12 protein-coding genes and 1 tRNA gene are annotated in these 20,827 nt (G+C 38.3%); 4 read left to right on the forward strand and 9 right to left on the reverse strand.

The genetic code is table 11. The features are described 5' to 3' along the window. Positions 1-768, reverse strand: coding sequence for a ParA family protein (locus tag ACNQGN_RS07505; protein ID WP_417987215.1), 768 nt, complete (start codon positions 766-768; stop codon positions 1-3). Between the two features lie 467 nt (positions 769-1,235). On the opposite strand from ACNQGN_RS07505, the gene ACNQGN_RS07510 reads away from it, so the two are divergent. Both ACNQGN_RS07510 and ACNQGN_RS07515 read left to right on the forward strand, forming a co-directional pair. After that, a complete protein-coding gene (locus ACNQGN_RS07510) occupies positions 1,236-1,964 on the forward strand; it encodes a DUF6088 family protein (RefSeq protein ID WP_417987216.1) in 729 nt (242 codons plus the stop codon). Beyond that, positions 1,964-2,956 (forward strand): nucleotidyl transferase AbiEii/AbiGii toxin family protein, encoded by a 993-nt coding sequence (locus tag ACNQGN_RS07515; RefSeq protein WP_417987217.1) that lies wholly within the window; start codon positions 1,964-1,966, stop codon positions 2,954-2,956. Before ACNQGN_RS07510 ends, ACNQGN_RS07515 begins: the two co-directional genes overlap by 1 nt. 137 nt (positions 2,957-3,093) lie before the next feature. On the opposite strand, the gene ACNQGN_RS07520 is transcribed toward ACNQGN_RS07515, so the two are convergent. Then, a tRNA-Pro gene (locus ACNQGN_RS07520) sits at positions 3,094-3,168 on the reverse strand. Between the two features lie 159 nt (positions 3,169-3,327). Here ACNQGN_RS07520 and trxB point away from each other — a divergent pair. Continuing rightward, positions 3,328-4,275 (forward strand): thioredoxin-disulfide reductase, encoded by a 948-nt coding sequence (gene trxB, locus ACNQGN_RS07525; RefSeq protein WP_417987218.1) that lies wholly within the window; start codon positions 3,328-3,330, stop codon positions 4,273-4,275. Between the two features lie 77 nt (positions 4,276-4,352). On the opposite strand, the gene ACNQGN_RS07530 is transcribed toward trxB, so the two are convergent. The 5 genes from ACNQGN_RS07530 to ACNQGN_RS07550 all read right to left on the reverse strand — a co-directional run bounded on the left by ACNQGN_RS07530 (position 4,353) and on the right by ACNQGN_RS07550 (position 8,640). After that, complete coding sequence (locus ACNQGN_RS07530) at positions 4,353-5,186, reverse strand: GIN domain-containing protein (protein WP_417987219.1); 834 nt, start codon at positions 5,184-5,186, stop codon at positions 4,353-4,355. 81 nt (positions 5,187-5,267) lie between these two features. After that, positions 5,268-6,008 (reverse strand): head GIN domain-containing protein, encoded by a 741-nt coding sequence (locus tag ACNQGN_RS07535; RefSeq protein WP_417987220.1) that lies wholly within the window; start codon positions 6,006-6,008, stop codon positions 5,268-5,270. A 2-nt stretch (positions 6,009-6,010) separates the two neighbouring features. Continuing rightward, complete coding sequence (locus tag ACNQGN_RS07540) at positions 6,011-7,735, reverse strand: PspC domain-containing protein (protein ID WP_417987221.1); 1,725 nt, start codon at positions 7,733-7,735, stop codon at positions 6,011-6,013. Positions 7,736-7,737: 2 nt separating this feature from the next. Continuing rightward, positions 7,738-8,070: a PadR family transcriptional regulator gene (locus ACNQGN_RS07545; RefSeq protein WP_314897111.1), complete on the reverse strand. Its 333-nt coding sequence runs from the start codon at positions 8,068-8,070 to the stop codon at positions 7,738-7,740. A gap of 114 nt (positions 8,071-8,184) precedes the next feature. Next, positions 8,185-8,640: a DUF4870 domain-containing protein gene (locus ACNQGN_RS07550; protein WP_417987222.1), complete on the reverse strand. Its 456-nt coding sequence runs from the start codon at positions 8,638-8,640 to the stop codon at positions 8,185-8,187. Between the two features lie 152 nt (positions 8,641-8,792). On the opposite strand from ACNQGN_RS07550, the gene ACNQGN_RS07555 reads away from it, so the two are divergent. Further along, positions 8,793-9,245 carry a DUF4442 domain-containing protein gene (locus ACNQGN_RS07555; RefSeq protein ID WP_417987223.1) on the forward strand — a complete coding sequence of 151 codons (453 nt, stop codon included), beginning with the start codon at positions 8,793-8,795 and terminating at the stop codon, positions 9,243-9,245. Between the two features lie 79 nt (positions 9,246-9,324). Here ACNQGN_RS07555 and ACNQGN_RS07560 read toward each other — a convergent pair whose 3' ends face one another. Together ACNQGN_RS07560 and ACNQGN_RS07565 are read right to left on the reverse strand one after the other, a co-directional pair. Then, a complete protein-coding gene (locus ACNQGN_RS07560) occupies positions 9,325-9,546 on the reverse strand; it encodes a hypothetical protein (protein ID WP_417987224.1) in 222 nt (73 codons plus the stop codon). 140 nt (positions 9,547-9,686) lie between these two features. Further along, positions 9,687-20,827, reverse strand: an 11,141-nt coding sequence (locus ACNQGN_RS07565) for a PKD-like domain-containing protein (protein ID WP_417987225.1), incomplete at its 5' end; no start/stop codon positions are given.

Raw genomic sequence — 20,827 nt, forward strand, 5'->3', positions numbered from 1 at the left:
CTATTTACTGTTTTTCTTTATAACTTCTTGAGCAAGATGCAAGTAATTTGTAGCTCCTTTGCTCGTTGCATCGTAGTTTATTATACTTTCACCAAAGCTTGGCGCTTCACTCAATTTTACATTTCTTTGAATAATGGTATCAAAAACCATGTCGTTGAAATGTTTCTGAACCTCTTCAACCACTTGGTTTGATAAACGCAATCTGGAGTCAAACATGGTCAATAATAACCCTTCAATGTCTAAGTCTGGATTGTGAATTTTTTGGATGCTTTTTATTGTATTCAATAATTTTCCTAAACCTTCCAATGCAAAATACTCGCATTGAATAGGAATTATCACAGAATCAGCAGCTGTCAAAGCATTTAAAGTAAGTAATCCAAGAGACGGGGCACAATCGATAATGATATAATCGTACTCTTCTTTGACACTTTCCAATGCTTTTTTAAGCATATATTCCCTGTTTTCCTTATCGACTAATTCAATTTCAATAGCAACAAGATCGATATGTGATGGAATCACGTCCACATTTGGTGCGGAACATTTTATAATGGCCTCTTTCGGAGTATTACTGTGTTCCAAAATTTGATAGGTACCTATTTCGACAGATTCAACATCAATTCCCAATCCAGAAGACGCATTTGCTTGTGGATCAGCATCTATAAGTAACACTTTTTTTTCTAAAACACCCAAGGAAGCAGCTAGATTTACAGACGTTGTAGTCTTTCCAACTCCCCCTTTTTGATTAGCAATCGCGATGATTTTGCCCATTTATTTTTCTAAATTTTGAACCGTAAAAATACAATTATTTATGGTTTCTAAAAATCTATTTTGTTAACATTTGTTAAAGCTTGATTAGTGGTCATTTGACAGATTCCCATTTTTAGTATGAATTTCATTTTCTAGCGCTATTCCGGGTAAGAAAGGAATTGTAAATTCCATTAATGCTGGGGGTATTGTTAGAAAACATGAAATAATGGATGTCATTTTTGCAGTTCTGTTTTTTGTTTTTCGACTATAGCATCTAATTTTGTTATACGGTATTTTTATATCTGGACTGGGAGTAATTTTTGTGCAAGTGAATGAGATAATAAAATAGTAAAATATTTAATTGATTATATGATATATGTATATGTATATGTTGATTGGCTATATAGATAGAAGCACAAACGATGTGTCAGGTAAAGTATGGAAAAAACTTGACATTTAAAATAAATTAATTACCTTTGTTACTAATTATGAAAGTAACAGATAAAATAGTAGCTAAAATAAATCGAATAGATACCGGTGATATATTCGGATATGATACTCTTGGATTAACTTCTGATGAAGTTATTGCTGGTTCTAAAGCATTAAGCAGATTAGTTGATAAAGGTATTATTAGAAGAGCTAGAAAAGGCTATTATTATAAGCCAAAAGTTTCTGCATTTGGTGAACAAAAACCTAGAGAAGATGTTTTGCTTGCTCTTTATTTATTTGATAAAAATAAACAAGTTGCTTATGTTACCGGAACTAGATTATATAATAGATTGGGTTTAACGACACAAATTCCTAATTCAATACGAGTTGCTTCATTGGATAAGCAAGTAAAAGGTAAAGTTGGTAATATGGTTGTAAAACCTGCTAAAAGTTATGTAAAAGTTACTTCTGATAACATCAAATATTTGGAAATTCTAGATGTTATGAAAGATTTGAATACGATTCCAGATTTACAAAAAAGTGATGGACTTGTTTATTTAAAAAAAGCAATCTATGATTTTGATTCTGCTCAAATAAATAAACTTGTTACCTATGGACGTTCTTATCCCCCAAAAGTCAGGGCTTTGCTTGGTGCGCTTTTAGAAGCTATGAATACCAATGCTATTGTTTATAGAATTTTAAAAAAATCAATTAACCCGTCTAGCAGTTATGAATATAGTATTAATTCTACATTACTTTCGACTGCTAACTCCTGGAATATAGTATAATGAATTTACATTTAGACAAAGATAATTTTGAAGGCGCCATTGTTGCCACCGCTGAACATTTGAAAATTCCTGAAATTTTCATAGAGAAAGATTATTGGGTTACTTATGCTTTGCATCAATTGTTTCATTCTGAAGTAAAGGATCTGATTGTTTTTAAAGGCGGTACTTCTTTATCCAAATGCTATAAAGTTATTGAACGATTTTCTGAAGATATCGATATGGTTATTGTAAAAGATGATATTGATTCAGGAAATACTTTGAGAAATAGATTAAAGAATGTTACAAATGTGATTGATAAATCTATTTTTGAAGTTGTACCAGATCATCCAAACACTAATAAAAAAGGTAGTATAAGAAAAATTATTTACTCTTATCCAAAAGTTGGTGTAAAAGGAGAATATGGAGAAGTGAGAGAAAATATTGCTTTAGAAGTTTCACATTTGGGTAATACTAAACCGAATGTTTTAAAACCAATTCGAACTTTAATTGCGGATTATATAAAAACAATTCCCAATATAGAACTTATTTCCCGATTTGGATTGGAGGATTTTGAGGTTAAGGCTTTGGCTGCTGAGCGCACATTTTGTGAAAAGATAATTAGTTTGGTTCGGTTTTCTTATACTGAAAACCCATTGGAAGATTTGTCAAATAAAGTCCGTCATACGTATGATTTAACTTTATTAATGAAACTTGATACCATAAAAGACTTTATGGGTTCAAGTTCATTTGATAATATTCTGTTGCAAGTTGCAAAAGATGATGACAAAGCTATACCTAACGATAAAAATTGGCTGTATAGGCACCCAAAAGAGGCACTAATTTTTAGTGAAACTGCAATGGTTTGGAATACTTTGAAAAAAGTCTATTCAGGCTCAAAATTTAATGAGCTACTTATTGGAAAAGCGAAACCTCCAGATGAAAATGAAGTTTTTGAAACTTTAGTATTTCTTTCTAAACGGATTGAATTAATTGATTGGAAGATAAATAAGTAGTTTTACTACATTTAATCTAATGGTCTATTGGTTCAACTAAAAAAAATATTTATAGGGACTCTTTCTATAGCAAAAAAAAATCATTTAAACAAAAAATAGCGCCACTTATCTTTAAGTGGCGCTATTTGGCTTTTTAGTCGGGGTGGCAGGATTCGAACCTGCGGCCTCCTGCTCCCAAAGCAGGCGCGATAACCGAGCTACGCTACACCCCGTAATTCTGGTGCAAAGATAGAATTATTTTTTATTTGAGCAAATCAAAAACATAAATAGGATAATATTATTTTAGCATAGGTAAAAATGATGTTTTTATGACCGTATTTTTTTATTAAAAAACTACATTTGCAACATCAAAAAATATAATAATCCTTACTATGTCCGATACAATCGAAAAAATTAAATGTCTTATTATAGGTTCTGGTCCAGCAGGTTATACTGCAGCTATTTACGCCGCCAGAGCTAATATGAATCCAGTTTTATATCAGGGAATCCAGCCTGGAGGCCAACTGACAACAACCAATGAAGTGGAAAATTTTCCTGGATATGTTGATGGAGTAACTGGTCCTGAAATGATGGTTCAGTTGCAATCACAAGCACAACGTTTTGGTACTGATGTACGTGACGGTTGGGCTACCAAAGTAGATTTTTCAGATGGTGTTCACAAAGTTTGGATCAATGAGACTAAGGAATTGCATTGTGAAACGGTAATTATCTCAACTGGAGCAACAGCTAAATATTTAGGTTTGCCTTCAGAACAACACTATTTGAAAATGGGTGGTGGAGTTTCTGCCTGTGCTGTCTGTGACGGATTTTTCTACAGAAATCAAGAAGTAGTAATCGTGGGAGCAGGAGATTCAGCCTGTGAAGAAGCACACTATTTGTCAAAACTTTGTAAAAAAGTGACAATGTTGGTGCGAAGTGAAAAATTCAGAGCTTCTAAAATCATGGAAGAACGCGTTCGCAAAACAGAGAACATTACTATATTAATGAATCACGATACTGTTGAAGTATTAGGAGACCAGCAAGTTGTTGAGGGTGTAAAAGCTTTGAATAAAACAACAGGGGATATTTTTGATATTCCAGCTACTGGATTCTTTGTCGCTATTGGTCATAAACCAAATACTGATATTTTCAAAGACTATATCACACTGGATGAAACAGGATACATTATCAACACTCCCGGAACTTCAAAAACAAATGTTGGAGGTGTTTTCGTAGCTGGTGATGCTGCAGATCATGTGTATCGTCAGGCAATCACTGCTGCCGGAACAGGTTGTATGGCTGCTCTGGATGCTGAAAGGTATTTGGCTTCTCAAGAATAATCAGATTCTAGAATTTCAAAATGAAAAAGTCAAGTCCCTGTGTAAAATCAGGGACTTTTTCTTTGGAATCATTTTGCCTATTTCAATTTCTTTATCAATTTGGCTTCATCGGAAAATTGTCGCATTTCTATTTTGGGTGCTCCTACAAGTTGAATTTCTGATTTACCAACGGCATCAATAATTACTGCTGTTACTGCATTTAAACTACAATTAGAATAACTTTCAGTGGTTACATCGGCATTTTTCAGGGTCAGTTTATTTGCTGTTAAATTTGAATTATTATCCAGTCGTATAATTGCATTTGTGGCGTCACCTTCTATAGTGGCATCTGATTTTTGGTACATATCGACTTTTAGATCAATAGTAGTAATTAATGCTTTTAAAGATGAATTTTTACTCAACTCCACAATGGTATTTTCTGATTTTAGATTTAATTCCGTTTTTGATTTGTCATCTGCCTGCAATATGAAATTCTTGGCGTTGATATTTAAATAAAGTTTAGAAAAATCAAGGGCTTTAAAGGTTAAATTGTCTAATTGAATTTCTTGTATAGCGTTTATACTGGATTCGTTTTTGGATGTTAGTAGGTTTAAATCTTTAGTATAGGTAACCCTAACAATTATTTTTTTGTAATTCACCGCTTCTTTAGTGGTGTATATACGTAGTATATTGTCTCTTAAGTCGAATGAAATGATAGCATGTAAATTGTCATCCGCCTCAATTTTAAGTTCGGTTTTTTCTCCTCTTTCCAAATGAACCTCGAGATTGTCTTCTATTTCAAGCGCTTCAAAATTACCAACTGCCCTTTGCTCAATGGTCACCGTTTTTGACCCTTTTATTTTATCTTTTTTCTGTGCCAATAGCAATGTGGTTGATAAAAGGAGTAGGAGTATGGTCGTATATTTTTTCATTTTGATTTTGATTAGCATGTATACAAATATAAAAAAAACACCCATGATTGTTGGATGTTTAATTTTAGAGCAAATTCTTTATTATTCCTGATGAACGCTTCCTCCTGAATTCTCTTCTTTTCGAATTGATTTTGGAACGGTATTGTAATTCACGCTTCCACCGCTAGATGCCTCAGCGTCTAGGTTTACGATGGGATGTACAGCAACAGAAGCACCGCTCGAAGCGCTGGCTTTGATTTCATTGGCCAATAGATTTTTAGCATCTATTGTACTTCCACTTGACGCTGCTGTTTCAAGTTTAAGTGCTTTTCCATTAATGAGAATTGTACTTCCGCTACTGGATTCACAATAAATGGCATCTGATTCAACATTTAAATCTATTGTAGCTGCGCTAGAGGCTTCCAGTCTGACATTATTCCCTTTTATTGCATTGTTACTTTTAATTGTAGCTGCACTTGAAGCTTCTAATTGATCAATAATGGGCATTTTTACAGTTACTTTCTTTGATTTGATATTGTTGAAAGAGTTGTAATCACAGGCAATGATAAGTTTGCCGTTTTCCACTTTTGTGGTGATTTCTTTTATCAAATTGTCATCAGCTTCAACAATGATTTCTGTTTTGTCCGATTGTTCAATAACAAGGTCTATGGCATTGCTGACTTTAACACTTTTAAAATCACCTTGTACAATTCTCTTTTCAGTTGTAACATGGCCGCTTCCTCGTATTGATTTCATGTTTACCATTTCATGGCAGGAGGCAAATAACAAGGCAGTCAAAGTGACGATAATAAATTTTGTGATCATTGTGATGATTTTTATCATGGCTATTTGGTTTTAATGATGATACCGTCTTTGTTTATTTTTAATTCTTGAATATTGTTTTTTGAATTAATTATAGTATCGTTTTTTACAGAAACACCATCTTCATTGATAGTAACAGATGTTTCCGTAGTTTCATTTTCCACATCATTGTATTCATTTTCATCAGCAGGGCAATTCAAACATTTTATTTGTGAGTTTTGCACTTTATAAATGTAGTTGTCTGAACTGAAATGCAAGTTGAAGAACGAATCATCTGAGTTGTCATAATCCTGAACGCTGCTATCGGGTTTCAATAAAGTTCCTTCTGGTAAATATAAGAATATTTCCACTTCCTGATCACGGAATTTATTACTCACTTCAGTCAATAAATAGTTGTCTAAAATCAATTTATTCCCTTCAATTTTGATAGCATATTTTATTTTTTCTGCTCTTTGTTTTGCATCCTGAAATGATTTTCCTCTCGCCATTTTCTCTACCTGAATGAAAGGTAATTTTTCATCAGTATGTAAAATCTGAAATCTTACGTTGTTGGAATAAATCAATTCGTTATTTGATGAATCCTGAACAAACTTGAAGTTTTCTCTGTTATCAATGTCTTTGGTATAGTAATCATTGTATCTGAATTTTACAAACAAAGTATCCGTTGGCAGTATATTAATAGTCTCTTTTTTCACTGTTTTTCCCTCGTAAGCTACTTCTGATGCTTGTTTTATTCCAATCGATATTAAGATCGCAATCGCAATGATCCATAGGGCTAATAATGTGTATTTAGCAATGTTTCCTATGGACTTCATGTTTGGAGACAATAATTTAAAACCTAAAAGCGTCAGGAAGAAGAACGGAATTCCGACAGCAAAGAACATTAACAATCCAAAAGACCATATTGGATAGTCAGTGAAGTTTCCAGCTTCAATAAAACTTTGCCATGGCACATCGATAAAATCAGAAGATCCTAAAGTGAAAACTGCTATCAATAAAGACACTAAAGTTCCTATTCCGGCGATAATCAAAAGTACACCCAGAAATTTGGCAAAGATTTTAAAAACGCTTATGATAAAATCACCAAAGGAGTTTCCTATTTTACTGGCGCCAGTTTTTATCTGATTGCCATATTTGTCGTAGTCAACGTTTTTTAGCTTTCCTGAAACGCTTTCAAACTCTTCTCTAACTTTTTTTTCGATATTTGAAATGTTAACCGGTTCACCAGTCATTTCCAGTTTTTCTGATGTTGTAACGGCTTCCGGCGTTACAACCCAAAGGATAATATAAGCAAGTATTCCAGTTCCAAATCCGGCAATAACTAGTAGTATAAGAACGATTCTGATCCAAACAGTATCGATTCCAAAATAGTAGCCCAGTCCTGAGGCAACACCGCCAATCATTCCTTTTTCTTTATCTCTGTACAGTTTTTTGGATCTTCTGGTTGAACTGTCGCTATAGGTTGGAGAAGTTTTTAATTCATCTTCAATGATGTAATCTTCAGGTTGTCCCATTACGGCAATCACTTCGTCCACATCTTGTAGTCCAACAACGTGTTTGTCACTTTTTTGTTTTTCGTTCAATAATTCTGAGACACGCATTTCGATATCTTTTATGATTTCATCATGACCTGATGAATTAGATAAAGAACGTTTTATAGCATCAAAGTATCGTGTTAATTTTTGGTATGCATCTTCATCTATATGAAAGAACATTCCGCCTAGGTTTATATTTACAGTTTTGTTCATGACTATTGTTTTTGGTTGGTTATAAGGTTTACGGCATCAGATAATTCAGTCCAAGTGCCACTAAGTTCATTTAAAAATGCTTGTCCTATTTCGGTTAGACCATAGTATTTTCTTGGTGGTCCTGATGTTGATTCTTCCCAACGGTAATTGAGCAATCCATCATTTTTTAATCGGGTGAGCAACGGGTAAATGGTTCCCTCCACGACTAACAATTTAGCGTTTTTTAAAGTGTCTAATATTTCCGATGTGTAGGCATCTTTTTCTTTCAGTACAGATAAGATGCAAAACTCGAGAACACCTTTACGCATCTGGGCTTTTGTGTTTTCAATGTTCATAATTTCTTTTTTTTGATTTGTGGTTGATTAAACTATTCATTTTTTGATTGATGATTGATGATTATTTTTTTGCTTATTTCTTTGGTCTATTTTCTTTTAATCAATTCTCTTTTTTTATTTAATAAAAGGAATTGTAATAGGGTAGCTGTACTTTTCTCCATTTGATGTTTTTATTGAAGCGTAGATAATCAAAAAGAATTCTGCTACTTTCAAAAGCCCAAAAATTAAAACGGCAACTAAGCCTACTGTTAACAGCCCTATATTTCCTTCGAAGCTAAAATTTCTTAAAACAATATCGTGATCATTTATTAGCGCATCAAAAGGAATATTCTTCAGGAAAGTAATTAGAAAGGTCGGGACAGCTATTATAATTAGTACTAAAGAATAGAGTAATAAGCTCAACTGGAAATTCAGTACTTGTTTTCCGTGGTAATCCACAAATTCCGATGTGTCTTTTTTTGAAGACCAAAATAATATTGGAAAAATATAATTTCCAAAAGGAATAAAGTATTGCGTTAATGAACTCAAATGAGTAAACGTAGCGGTGTTTTTTTCGGCAGTTGTTTCCATGATTAAAAGTATATAGTAATTTCTTATACAAATATATGGCTAAAAGACAGTATCTTGTTTCGCATAGTACCAAATATTAACAAAATATTAACAAAATATTTTTATATGTACGCATAGTATTTTTTTGTATTTTAGCAAAAAAACCAGCAATAATGAAACTTACCGTATCAAAACTTAATAAATTTTTGTTCTTCAAATTGCCATCGGCATTTATCTGTGGTGTACGTGTAAAAGAGATAGATGAGAACAAATGTGTAGTGTCTGTCAAGCACCGATGGATCAACCAAAATCCATTTAATTCGATGTATTTTGCTGTGCAGGCAATGGCCGCTGAGCTTTCTACAGGAGCTTTGGTTATGTATCAAATTCAAAAAAGCGGTAAAAAAATATCGATGTTAGTGGCAAACAATAAAGGGAATTTTACCAAGAAAGCGACTGGCCGAATAACATTTACGTGTAATGATGGCCATTTAATTGAAAAGGCAATTCAGGAAACTATCGCTAGTGGAGAGGGGCAGACTTTCTGGATGAAATCTATTGGTACAGACGAAAAAGGAATTCAGGTTTCTGAAATGGATTTTGAATGGAGTGTAAGAGCTAAGTAAGAACTCATAATTAGTTGTGGAACAAAAAAAAAACGCCAGGAGGCGTTTTTTTATGGGCAATCAAAAAGTTATACTTTAGTTAGCATTTTTTTCCAGTGGATGCATCACACTTTTTTCCTTCAGCTTTGCACTTTGCTTTGCATTTCTCTACATCTGCTGCGCTCATCGATTTTGATTTCGAATCTTTTTTAGCACAACAGGACTCTTTTTTAGCCTGTTCTTTCGCAACCGGTTTTGCTTCCTGAGCACTTGCACCAATTGTAAATAAAAGTATTGCTAAAAGGGTACCTATTTTTTTCATTTTTATAAAATTAAAATTAGTTGTTCAAATGTTAATCGGAATTAATTCCTCAAATATAGAAAGAATAATTAATATCAATTTGTTATTGATGGTTAATATTTACTTAATTATGGCAGTCTTAGTCCTGAGCACCAGCTTGTTTATTTGATGATTATTTTTTTGCTATAGTTTCCTTTTGAAGTTTTTATTTTTACAATATAAACTCCGGAACTGACGTTCTTAACCGGTATCTTAATTGTAGTTTGCTCCAGGTCTTCAACATCCCAATTTTCAATTGCCTGCCCAAGCAGATTAAAGAGTTGAACATCCTGCACTGTTACGTCAGGAATTTTGTTTTGGATAATTAAAACTTTATAATTATTGGAGTACAGAACCTCAAGTCCGTCATTCAAAATGTTCTCTTCCAGATCCAGTGATTTACTTGTAAATTGTAAAGAGAAACGTTTTTTGTATTCACCAGCGGCTAACGAAATTTTAAAATCACTATTCTTAATGTTATGATAGCTTGCCGTACTGTTGTCATGTAAATATACGGCAGTAGTCTCCGGGATGTTTTCAAGACTATCAATTTTAATAGTTACTACTCCTTCATTTGCGATAGCAAGTCCTATAGGGATTATTTGATCAGAATTAAAGTTTGGAAGCGCCTGAATCACGAACTCGCTATTGCTAAATTCCCAATACATATCATTTTCAGCTACATCAAACATTTGTGCATCATAACCAATGTCAAACTTATTGGTTGTGTTGCTGTCCGCTGTAACTAACAGTTGTCGGTGCATACCTGTAGTAGCGACAAAACCCAATCTGATTTTAGACCTGCTGTCTTTCGCAGCTGTTTTTATTTTTTTATTGCCACTTTTTTTAATAAACAATGAATTTGTAGCATCTTCTCTCATAAATATGCGTTGGCTGTTTTTAAAAATTAAGGTGCCACCGTCAACAGTTGTTGTTGTTCCGTCTATACTTGGGTCTAAAGCGGCATCCACAAAGAAACTTTGTGCCACCGGTATGTAGCGCCCTGGTATTTTATCGCCCTCTGCATGATCATTTAGATTTAAAGAGCTGTCATTGATTCCTTTAACGCCTCCCGCTAGGGTGTAAGTAGCGTAACCACCTTCATATTCAGCTAATAGATGATTATCTGACACACCAAAATGATCCCAGAAATAAAGAGCTCCATTAAATACGTTGACACCTGCTCTGCCTGCCAAATTATCATAAATGAATTCATCAGCATCAATTGCGGATGGATATGGATTTCCAACTAAGTAGGTTTGGTCTGTTAAGTCAAAAGGCAATGCAATAGTTCCGGAGTTAGGTTTTCCAATGAAAACATAGTTTTGCAGTAAATTGACATCCGCACTTCCACCACTTCCTTTCATGGTAAATCCTTCTCCTGTTTTTAAAAGTCCTGTACTGCCAAGATAGTTCCATTGATTGTAATCTTGCAATTCCGTATTTGAATCGGGTGTTGCAGAATTGTAGGACCATAGCCAACGGTTACTTGTTTTTATAGGTTTTACTAAACCACTGTCTGCATAAAATGCGCCGTCACCAAATGATATTGTACCTGGGAGAGCTGAATCTGTACCATCCCTTAAAACACCTGCAAGAGAGTAGGGTGTATTATTAATGACTCCTTGTATAGCACTTACCGGTGATGACCAATAGTTGTAATTGAAACTGTTTTGTTTACCTTGTTGGTCACGTTCAATATATCCTAAACTGGTCGCGTCAAAAATGCTTTCACTGAATTGAGTAGTAGTAAATATATTATCGACATCGTACGTGCCATGTCTTTTTTGCACCAATTGTGATTCTCCAACCAGATCAATAGTACCGTTCAATTTTAAATAAAGTGTAATCCACAAGCCCTGACCGGTATTGTTTTCCATAAGAGGGGTCGCTGCAGGATCTGCAATTGTTAATTTGCCTGCACTTGAAAGTAAACCTAATACAGTAATGTCTTTATCACCAGAATTGATGTTGTGTGCCGTTTGTACAATATTCCAATCTATAGGAGTTCCTAGATAACCAGTACTATTTGGATAGTCCCATACAGTATCGCCATATTTCCATGGAGTTGTTCCGGCTCCTCTATTCGTCCAATTACCATCTCGTATGGAGATATAAGGTAGAGGAGCAGTTTCTTCCTGGGAACTGGTAATGTTTCTTAATTTTCCATCAGCGCCTTTTCCGGCGAAAGGTTTAAGATAACCACAATCAATCAGGTTCATTCGGTAATACCCTAATAAATTGGCCCAAGTTAATGGTTTGTCATCGCTTCCATCTTTATTGGCGTCTGGCCCATTTATATCAATAGGTATTATTTCTCCTCTGACAGCTGTACCATTATTGATAATTTGCTGATTCATCATTTGGCGTATGTGATGAGGATCTAAACCTGTATTCCAGATTCTTAATTCATCCATCCATCCTGAAAAATGATGTACAGGTTTATTCGGAGGGTTTCCTGATTGGTCCATGGCACCTGCAATACATGTTGTTGAAGGATTGCCTATTGGTGCAGAACCAGAAGCATTTTCAACTTCAATTCCATCAACATATAATCTATAAAATCCTCCAGTACGGGTAACAGCAACATGGTACCATCTGCTTGTAGTTAATGGAAAAGGAGAAATTATTTTACTTCCATTATTCCAATTAAAGGATAGTGAGTTGCCTATAAGTCTTAAGTCATAACCATCTATAAGACTATTTGCATTTCGTTTAGATATAATTGTTTGTATGGTACTTACTGGGTTTGCTGGTTGTGGATCTGGTTTTATCCAAACCTCTATACCAAAATCACTGCCTAATCCATAACTAGATTTATTAAATTCTACATAATCATTAACGCCGTCAAAATCAATAACATTGCAGCTTGTTAATGTCACCAGAACATCACTGTAGCAACCAGAAGCAACCAGCGTCCATCTTAGAGTATAAACTCCTGCGTCACCTGAAAAGGACGAAGTCGGACTGACATCATTAGAAAAACTATAGGTTCCACATGTATTTGTGGTATTAAAAACAGTCCATTTTCCTGTTGCTCCTGTACCCGGATCATCGCTAAAATCATTAGGGACTAACGTTGGATAGGCGCCAAAAGTATAATTTTCATCGGCTGATTTAGTGTTGTCATACGCATTAAGATTAACCGTTCTTTCTCCACATTCTGCATTGGTATATCCTTGTGCCTGACCGGCGTAGGCATAATTTACTTTTACCGTTGCTATTGCTGTTCCGTCCGCGTCATATGCTCTACATCCGTTAATTAAGGATGTTGCTCCATATAAATGCACACCTGGTGCCGTAGGGACAAAAGTATACACAGCCTCTAATTTATTTCGGATGATATATTCCCCGGGTTCTCCAATTCCGTCCGTCCATTCTACATCATCAAAATAAGGTCGTACCGGAACGCTAATGTTGTCAATAGCCCAAGTACTTTCATCTGTGGTTCCAAAAAATGTCCACTTCACTCTTACGTTACTATTTCCAATATAATCCGATATATCAAACGAGGAGTTGTCGGTATTGAAATCAAAATAAGTTGTAGTTGAGTTGTTTGGTTTTGGTGCCTGATACGGGTAAGGTACTGGTGCCCAGGAATTGGCCTGAGGGCTGGTTCCAATTAAATTTTGCAAAACAATGGTGTTTTCTAAAGTCGTTCCATCCGCAGCAAATATTAATAACTCTAACTTAGCTGTATCTCCAGCATGTAGATTATAGGCCTGGTCAAACTCTACCGCAGCAGTTTGTAAACCTACAAGACTAAAGAGAGGAGTTTCTAAAGTTGTAGGTCCTACACCAAATTCCGCTATATAAGCTGCACTATTATAATTACCGTGCGCTATACCAAATTTAAGATCGTTTGAATCGTATTCAATTTTATACAATGTCCCAACTGGGTGATTATTTGTTCCTGACCAGTTGTTGAATTTGGTGTTATTACCTGAGGCTGTCCATTGGGCACCAGCAACCTGATCGTCTATTCTCCATTGTGTAGGATCCCATTTGTCGGGGAATTGTCCAGTATCAAAATCTCCGCCGTCTCCCACATTTATTGTGGAAGAATAGCCACTACGAGCCACTAAAGAGACCGAATCATTCAGACATATGTTGAAATCTGATTGATCTAAAATCGGTGGAACATCAGGAGGAATGGCATGTACGTTTACCATATTTGAATATGCCGTACAGTTTCCTACTTGTATTAGCACTCTAAATAATGTGGACTTAGTATTGTCGAAATTAAAAATGATGTCATAGGCATTACTAGTATTACTAATAATACTCCATGCTGTATCTCCAGCTTCAAATTGTTCCCAACGAACTATAGTTCCGACCTGACCTGATAAATTCATTGTTATAGGGTTTATGTCATCAGGACAAGAGTTGATGGCTATATTGTCACTAGGGGTTGCTGCAGGAGTTAAACCAGTAACAGAACCTACTAAAGTACCTCCGGAAATTGATGGTGCTGTTAGCGTTACAAGTTGTGGTTGAGTTGTTGTGTTTCCGTTACCGTCATTGTATGTCCAGGTTACAGTAGTTGTTCCTTGCGTTGTAATTGGGAATGGCGTTGATGTTGTACCAGAAATTGTTCCTTTACAAGAATCATATGCGGTTGGAGCGGTAATACTTGCTATCGCACAACCTGAAATATTTAACGCTGGTATAGTTGATACGTTAGCTGATGGCGCTTCAGTGTCATCAACAATTACATTTTGAGTTGCTGAGATTAAAATGCCATTACCAAAATCAAAAGACCAATCAACAGTATGTGGGCCTTGTATATCGTAAAACAATGGATCTCCCGTTGCTCCTGTTACTGTGACTCCACAGTTATCCGTTGCTGAAGGTATCGGTACTATAACTGAACATTGTCCTGTCAAATTAGCTAAAGTTACTACGGGTTTTGGATTCACCGTTACATCCACGGTAAACGTCGCACCTGAACAGTTGTTGGCAATTGGTGTAATGGTGTATCTAATTACCCCTGCTGTTGTACCTGAGTTGGTTAATGTTTGTGCAATTGAATTTCCACAAGCAGCTGAACAAGTACTTTGACCTGTGATAGTTCCTCCAGTCGGTATTGTCACATTCGCAACAGTCCAAATAAATGATGTGTTACTTACCGTTGAGTTTAGTGTTATATTAGTAGTTTTTGCACTACAAATTGTTTGTGCCGAAGCTGAGCCTATAGGTAGTGGATTAACAATAATAGTATAGGTTGCAGTTGCAGTTATAGCGGGTGTACATGCAATTGTACTGGTCACTGTCATTGTTAATGTTACGGTAGTTCCAGAATCGGCTGGCGCAGCTGTATAAGTTGGTGTCAAGCCTGTACCACCGGCAGTAATAGAACCCGCTCCATTTTCAGACCAAGAAATGGTTCCGTTTGTTGCGCTCGCTCCACTTACAATAGCAGTTGAGTTAGGACAAATGGTTTTACTTCCTCCTGCCGTTGCAATTGGTAATGGGTTAACGATAACAGTATATATCGCTGTTGCTGTTTGAGGAGTACACACATTGTTGCTGGTCACTGTCATTGTTAAGGTTACTGTAGTTCCAGCATCGGCTGTCGCGGCTGTATAAGTTGGAGTCAAGGTTGTTGCACCGGCAGTAATAGAACCTGCTCCATTTTCTGTCCATAAGATTGTTCCGTTTGTTGCGCTTGCTCCACTTACTGTTGCTGTTGTGTTGGAACAAATGATTCTACTTCCCCCTGCAGTGGCTGTTGGTAATGGGTTGACTATAATTGCATAGGTTGCGGTCGCAGTTACAGAGGGTGTACATGCAATTGTACTGGTCACGGTCATTGTTAAAGTAACCGTATTTCCTGCATCTGCTGCTGTTGGAGTGTAAGTTGGCGTTAAGGTTGTTGCTCCAGCACTAATAGAACCCGCTCCGTTTTCTGTCCAAGAAATTGTTCCGTTTGTTGAATTAGCTCCACTTACAGTTGCAGTTGCATTGGAACAAATGGTTTGACTTCCTCCTGCACTGGCTGTTGGCAATGGGTTGACAATAATAGTATACGTTGCCGTTGCGGTTATCGCAGGTGTACATGGAATTGTACTGGTCACCGTCATTGTTAAGGTTACTGTATTTCCTGCATCCGCTGCAGTTGGCGTATAAGTTGGTGTCAAACCTGTGCCGCCAGCAGTAATAGAGCCTGCTCCATTTTCAGACCAGGAAATAATTCCGTTTGTTGCGCTTGCTCCACTTACGTTAGCAGTCGTATTGGAACAAATGGTTCTACTTCCCCCTGCAGTGGCAGTTGGTAATGGAGTAACAATAACACTGTATGTCGCTATTCTTGTTTGGGGAGCACATGCATTGTTACTGGTCACAGTCATCGTCAAAGTAACAGTAGTTCCAGCATCCGCTGCTGTTGGAGTATAAACAGGCGTTAAGGTTGTTGCACCGGCAGTTATTGAACCTGCTCCGTTTTCCGTCCATAAGATTGTTCCATTTGTCGAACTAGCTCCACTTACTGTTGCTGTTGCGTTGGAACAAATGGTTTGAGTTCCTCCGGCAGTGGCCGTTGGCAAGGGGTTGACTATAATCGTATATGTTGCAGTTGCAGTTATAGGGGTTGTACATGCAATTGTACTGGTTACTGTCATCGTTAGAGTAACAGTATTTCCAGCATCACCTAGAGCAGTTGTATAAGTTGGTGTCAAGCCTGTGCCGCCGGCAGTTATTGAACCTGCTCCGTTTTCTGTCCAAGAAATTGTTCCGTTTGTTGAACTAGCTCCACTAACGGTAGCTGTTGCGTTAGAACAAATGGTTTGACTTCCTCCTGCAGTGGCGGTTGGTAAAGGGTTGACAATAACGCTGTACGATGCCGTTGCTGTTTGAGGAGAACACGCATTGTTGCTGGTTACTGTCATTGTCAAGGTTACAGTTGTTCCAGCATCCGCTGCAGTTGGGGTATAAGTTGGTGTCAAGGTTGTACCACCAGCAGTAATAGAACCCGCTCCATTTTCAGACCAGGAAATGATTCCGTTTGTGAAGCTTGCTCCACTTACAGTAGCAGTCGTATTGGAACAAATAGTTCTACTTCCCCCTGCGGTAGCAGTTGGTAGCGGGTTGACTATAATAGTGTAAGTTGCTGTTCTTGTTTGGGGAGCACATGCATTGTTGCTGGTCACAGTCATCGTCAAAGTAACGGTAGATCCAGCATCCGCTACTGTCGGAGTATATACTGGAGTTAAGGTTGTTGCACCGGCAGTTATTGAACCTGCTCCGTTTTCTGTCCATAAGATTGTTCCATTTGTTGAACTAGCTCCACTTACTGTTGCTGTTGCGTTGGAACAAATGGTTTGAGTTCCTCCGGCAGTGGCCGTTGGCAAGGGGTTGACTATAATCGTATATGTTGCAGTTGCAGTTATAGGGGTTGTACATGCAATTGTACTGGTTACTGTCATTGTTAAAGTAACAGTATTTCCAGCATCGGCTGCCGCGGCCGTATAAGTAGGGGTCAGGCCTGTGCCACCGGCAGTTATTGATCCTGCTCCGTTTTCTATCCAAGAAATTGTTCCGTTTGTTGAACTAGCTCCACTTACTGTTGCTGTTGCGTTGGAACAAATGGTTTGACTTCCTCCTGCAGTAGCGGTAGGTAATGGGTTGACAATAACGCTGTACAATGCCGTTGCTGTTTGGGGAGTACACGCATTGTTGCTGGTTACCGTCATTGTCAAGGTTACGGTTGTTCCAGCATCAGCTGCAGTTGGGGTATAAGTTGGTGTCAAAGTTGTACCACCAGCAGTAATAGAACCCGCTCCATTTTCAGACCAGGAAATGATTCCGTTTGTGAAGCTTGCTCCACTTACAGTAGCAGTCGTATTGGAACAAATAGTTCTACTTCCCCCTGCCGTCGCAGTTGGTAGCGGGTTGACAATAACAGTATAAGTTGCACTTGCAGTTGAAGCAGGCGTACATGCGATTGTACTGGTTACGGTCATTGTTAAAGTAACAGTAGTTCCAGCATCCGCTGCAGCTGGGCTATAAGTTGGCGTCAAAGTTGTACCACCAGCAGTTATAGATCCAGCTCCATTTTCAGACCAGGAAATAATTCCGTTTGTTGAACTAGCTCCACTTACTGTTGCTGTTGCGTTGGAACAAATGGTTTGAGTTCCTCCGGCAGTGGCCGTTGGCAAGGGGTTAACTATAATCGTATATGTTGCCGTTGCCGTTTGAGGAGCACAGGCATTGTTACTGGTTACCGTCATTGTCAAAGTAACAGTAGTTCCAGCGTCAAGTGCAGCAGCTGTGTAAGTTGGCGTCAAGGTTGTGCCACCAGCAGTAATAGAACCCGCTCCATTTTCAGACCAAGAAATGGTTCCGTTTGTGAAGCTTGCTCCACTTACAGTAGCAGTTGCATTGGAGCAAATGGTTTGATTTCCTCCTGCAGTGGCCGTTGGTAATGGGTTGACGATAATCGCTAAAGATGCACAAGTTGTGGTATTGCAAGTTCCATTATATCGTACAAAATAAGTAGTGCTGCTAGCAGGAGAAACAGTGATACTATTCCCTGTGCCTGCGGCTGTTCCGCCACAAGACCCGGTAAACCATTGCGCAGTAGCACCGGTTCCTGCAGTACCGCCATTCAAAGTGAGAGTAGTGGAGCCACCAGCACAAATTGTGGTTGTGCCTGTGATGCCAGTTGGAGCAACTGAAAGGGTATTAATTGTGATGGCATAATTAGCAGAAACAGTTCCGTTACCACAGGCGTTAACTCCATAAACAGTAAGGTTTCCTGAAGTTGCATTGGCAGCGAATGATATGGAAACGCTATTTGTTGAACCCGTAATTGTAGCACCTGTACCAGAATAGGCCCAAGAGTAGCTAGTTGCATTTGCAATGGCACCAACGGAATAGGCTACAGAAGCCTGAGCCTGACATACTGTTGACGTGCCTGTTATTGTACCGGCAGCAGCGGGTAATGGGTTGACAGTAATGGCATAATTAGCAGAAACAATTCCGTTACCGCAAGCGTTAACTCCATAAACGGTAAGATTTCCTGAAGTTGCATTGGCAGCGAATGCTATTGAAATACTATTTGTTGAACCCGTAATTGTAGCACCTGTACCAGAATAGGCCCAAGAGTAGCTAGTTGCATTTGCAATGGCACCAACGGAATAGGCTACAGAAGCCTGAGCCTGGCATACTGTTGATGTCCCTGTAATAGTACCGGCAGCAGCGGGTAATGGATTGACAGTAATGGCATAATTAGCAGAAACAGTTCCGTTACCACAAGCGTTAACTCCATAAACAGTAAGATTTCCTGAAGTTGCATTGGCAGCGAATGATATGGAAACGCTATTTGTTGAACCCGTAATTGTAGCACCTGTACCAGAATAGGCCCAAGAGTAGCTAGTTGCATTTGCAATAGCACCAATGGAATAGGCGACAGAAGCCTGAGCCTGACATACTGTTGACGTGCCTGTTATTGTTCCGGCAGCAGCGGGTAATGGATTGACAGTAATGGCATAATTAGCAGAAACAGTTCCGTTACCACAGGCGTTAACTCCATAAACGGTAAGATTTCCTGAAGTTGCATTGGCAGCGAATGCTATGGAAACGCTATTTGTTGAACCCGTGATTGTAGCACCTGTACCAGAATAGGCCCAAGAGTAGCTAGTTGCATTTGCAATAGCACCAATGGAATAGGCAACAGAAGCCTGAGCCTGGCATACTGTTGATGTGCCTGTTATTGTACCGGCAGCAGCGGGTAATGGGTTGACAGTAATGGCATAATTAGCAGAAACAGTTCCGTTACCACAGGCGTTAACTCCATAAACGGTAAGGTTTCCTGAAGTTGCATTGGCAGCGAATGATATGGAAATACTATTTGTTGAACCCGTAATTGTAGCACCTGTACCAGAATAGGCCCAAGAGTAGCTAGTTGCATTTGCAATGGCACCAACGGAATAGGCTACAGAAGCCTGAGCCTGGCATACTGTTGATGTCCCTGTTATTGTACCGGCAGCAGCGGGTAATGGGTTGACAGTAATGGAATAATTCGCAGAAACAGTTCCGTTACCACAGGCGTTAACTCCATAAACGGTAAGGTTTCCTGAAGTTGCATTGGCAGCGAATGATATGGAAACGCTATTTGTTGAACCCGTAATTGTAGCACCTGTACCAGAATAGGCCCAAGAGGAGCTAGTTGCATTTGCAATGGCACCAACGGAATAGGCTACAGAAGCCTGAGCCTGACATACTGTTGATGTCCCTGTTATTGTACCGGCAGCAGCGGGTAATGGGTTGACAGTAATGGCATAATTAGCAGAAACAATTCCGTTACCACAAGCGTTAACTCCATAAACGGTAAGGTCTCCTGAAGTTGCATTGGCAGCGAATGATATGGAAACGCTATTTGTTGAACCCGTAATTGTAGCACCTGTACCAGAATAGGCCCAAGAGTAGCTAGTTGCATTTGCAATGGCACCAACGGAATAGGCTACAGAAGCCTGAGCCTGGCATACTGTTGATGTCCCTGTAATAGTACCGGCAGCAGCGGGTAATGGGTTGACAGTTATGGCATAATTAGCAGAAACAATTCCGTTACCACAGGCATTAACTCCATAAACGGTAAGGTCTCCTGAAGTTGCATTGGCAGCGAATGTTATGGAGACGCTATTTGTTGAACCCGTTATCGTAGCACCTGTGCCGGAATAGGCCCAAGAGTAGCTAGTTGCATTTGCAATAGCACCAATGGAATAGGCGACAGAAGCCTGAGCCTGGCATACTGTTGATGTCCCTGTTATTGTACCGGCAGCAACAGGTAGTGGGTTGACAGTTATGGCATAATTAGCAGAAACAATTCCGTTACCACAGGCATTAACTCCATAAACGGTAAGGTCTCCTGAAGTTGCATTGGCAGCGAATGTTATGGATACGCTATCTGTTGAACCTGTGATTGTAGCACCTGTACCGGAATAGGCCCAAAAGTAGCTAGTTGCATTTGCAATAGCACCAACGGAATAGGCTACAGAAGTCTGAGCCTGGCATACTGTGGAGGTGCCTGTTATAGTACCGGCAGCAACAGGTAGTGGGTTGACAGTTATGGCATAATTAGCAGAAACAATTCCGTTACCACAGGCATTAACTCCATAAACGGTAAGGTCTCCTGAAGTTGCATTGGCAGCGAATGTTATGGATACGCTATCTGTTGAACCTGTGATTGTAGCACCTGTACCGGAATAGGCCCAAAAGTAGCTAGTTGCATTTGCAATAGCACCAACGGAATAGGCTACAGAAG

The organism is Flavobacterium rhamnosi (assembly GCF_048286515.1).
Taxonomy (GTDB): Bacteria; Bacteroidota; Bacteroidia; order Flavobacteriales; family Flavobacteriaceae; genus Flavobacterium.

Coding starts and splice junctions, on each gene's coding strand:
- ACNQGN_RS07550 (WP_417987222.1), bottom strand. CDS start 8,640: ATGGAAACAACTGCCGAAAAAAACACCGCTACGTTTACTCATTTGAGT.
- ACNQGN_RS07540 (WP_417987221.1), bottom strand. CDS start 7,735: ATGAACAAAACTGTAAATATAAACCTAGGCGGAATGTTCTTTCATATA.
- ACNQGN_RS07545 (WP_314897111.1), bottom strand. CDS start 8,070: ATGAACATTGAAAACACAAAAGCCCAGATGCGTAAAGGTGTTCTCGAG.
- trxB (WP_417987218.1), top strand. CDS start 3,328: ATGTCCGATACAATCGAAAAAATTAAATGTCTTATTATAGGTTCTGGT.
- ACNQGN_RS07530 (WP_417987219.1), bottom strand. CDS start 5,186: ATGAAAAAATATACGACCATACTCCTACTCCTTTTATCAACCACATTG.
- ACNQGN_RS07510 (WP_417987216.1), top strand. CDS start 1,236: ATGAAAGTAACAGATAAAATAGTAGCTAAAATAAATCGAATAGATACC.
- ACNQGN_RS07560 (WP_417987224.1), bottom strand. CDS start 9,546: ATGAAAAAAATAGGTACCCTTTTAGCAATACTTTTATTTACAATTGGT.
- ACNQGN_RS07535 (WP_417987220.1), bottom strand. CDS start 6,008: ATGATAAAAATCATCACAATGATCACAAAATTTATTATCGTCACTTTG.
- ACNQGN_RS07505 (WP_417987215.1), bottom strand. CDS start 768: ATGGGCAAAATCATCGCGATTGCTAATCAAAAAGGGGGAGTTGGAAAG.
- ACNQGN_RS07555 (WP_417987223.1), top strand. CDS start 8,793: ATGAAACTTACCGTATCAAAACTTAATAAATTTTTGTTCTTCAAATTG.
- ACNQGN_RS07515 (WP_417987217.1), top strand. CDS start 1,964: ATGAATTTACATTTAGACAAAGATAATTTTGAAGGCGCCATTGTTGCC.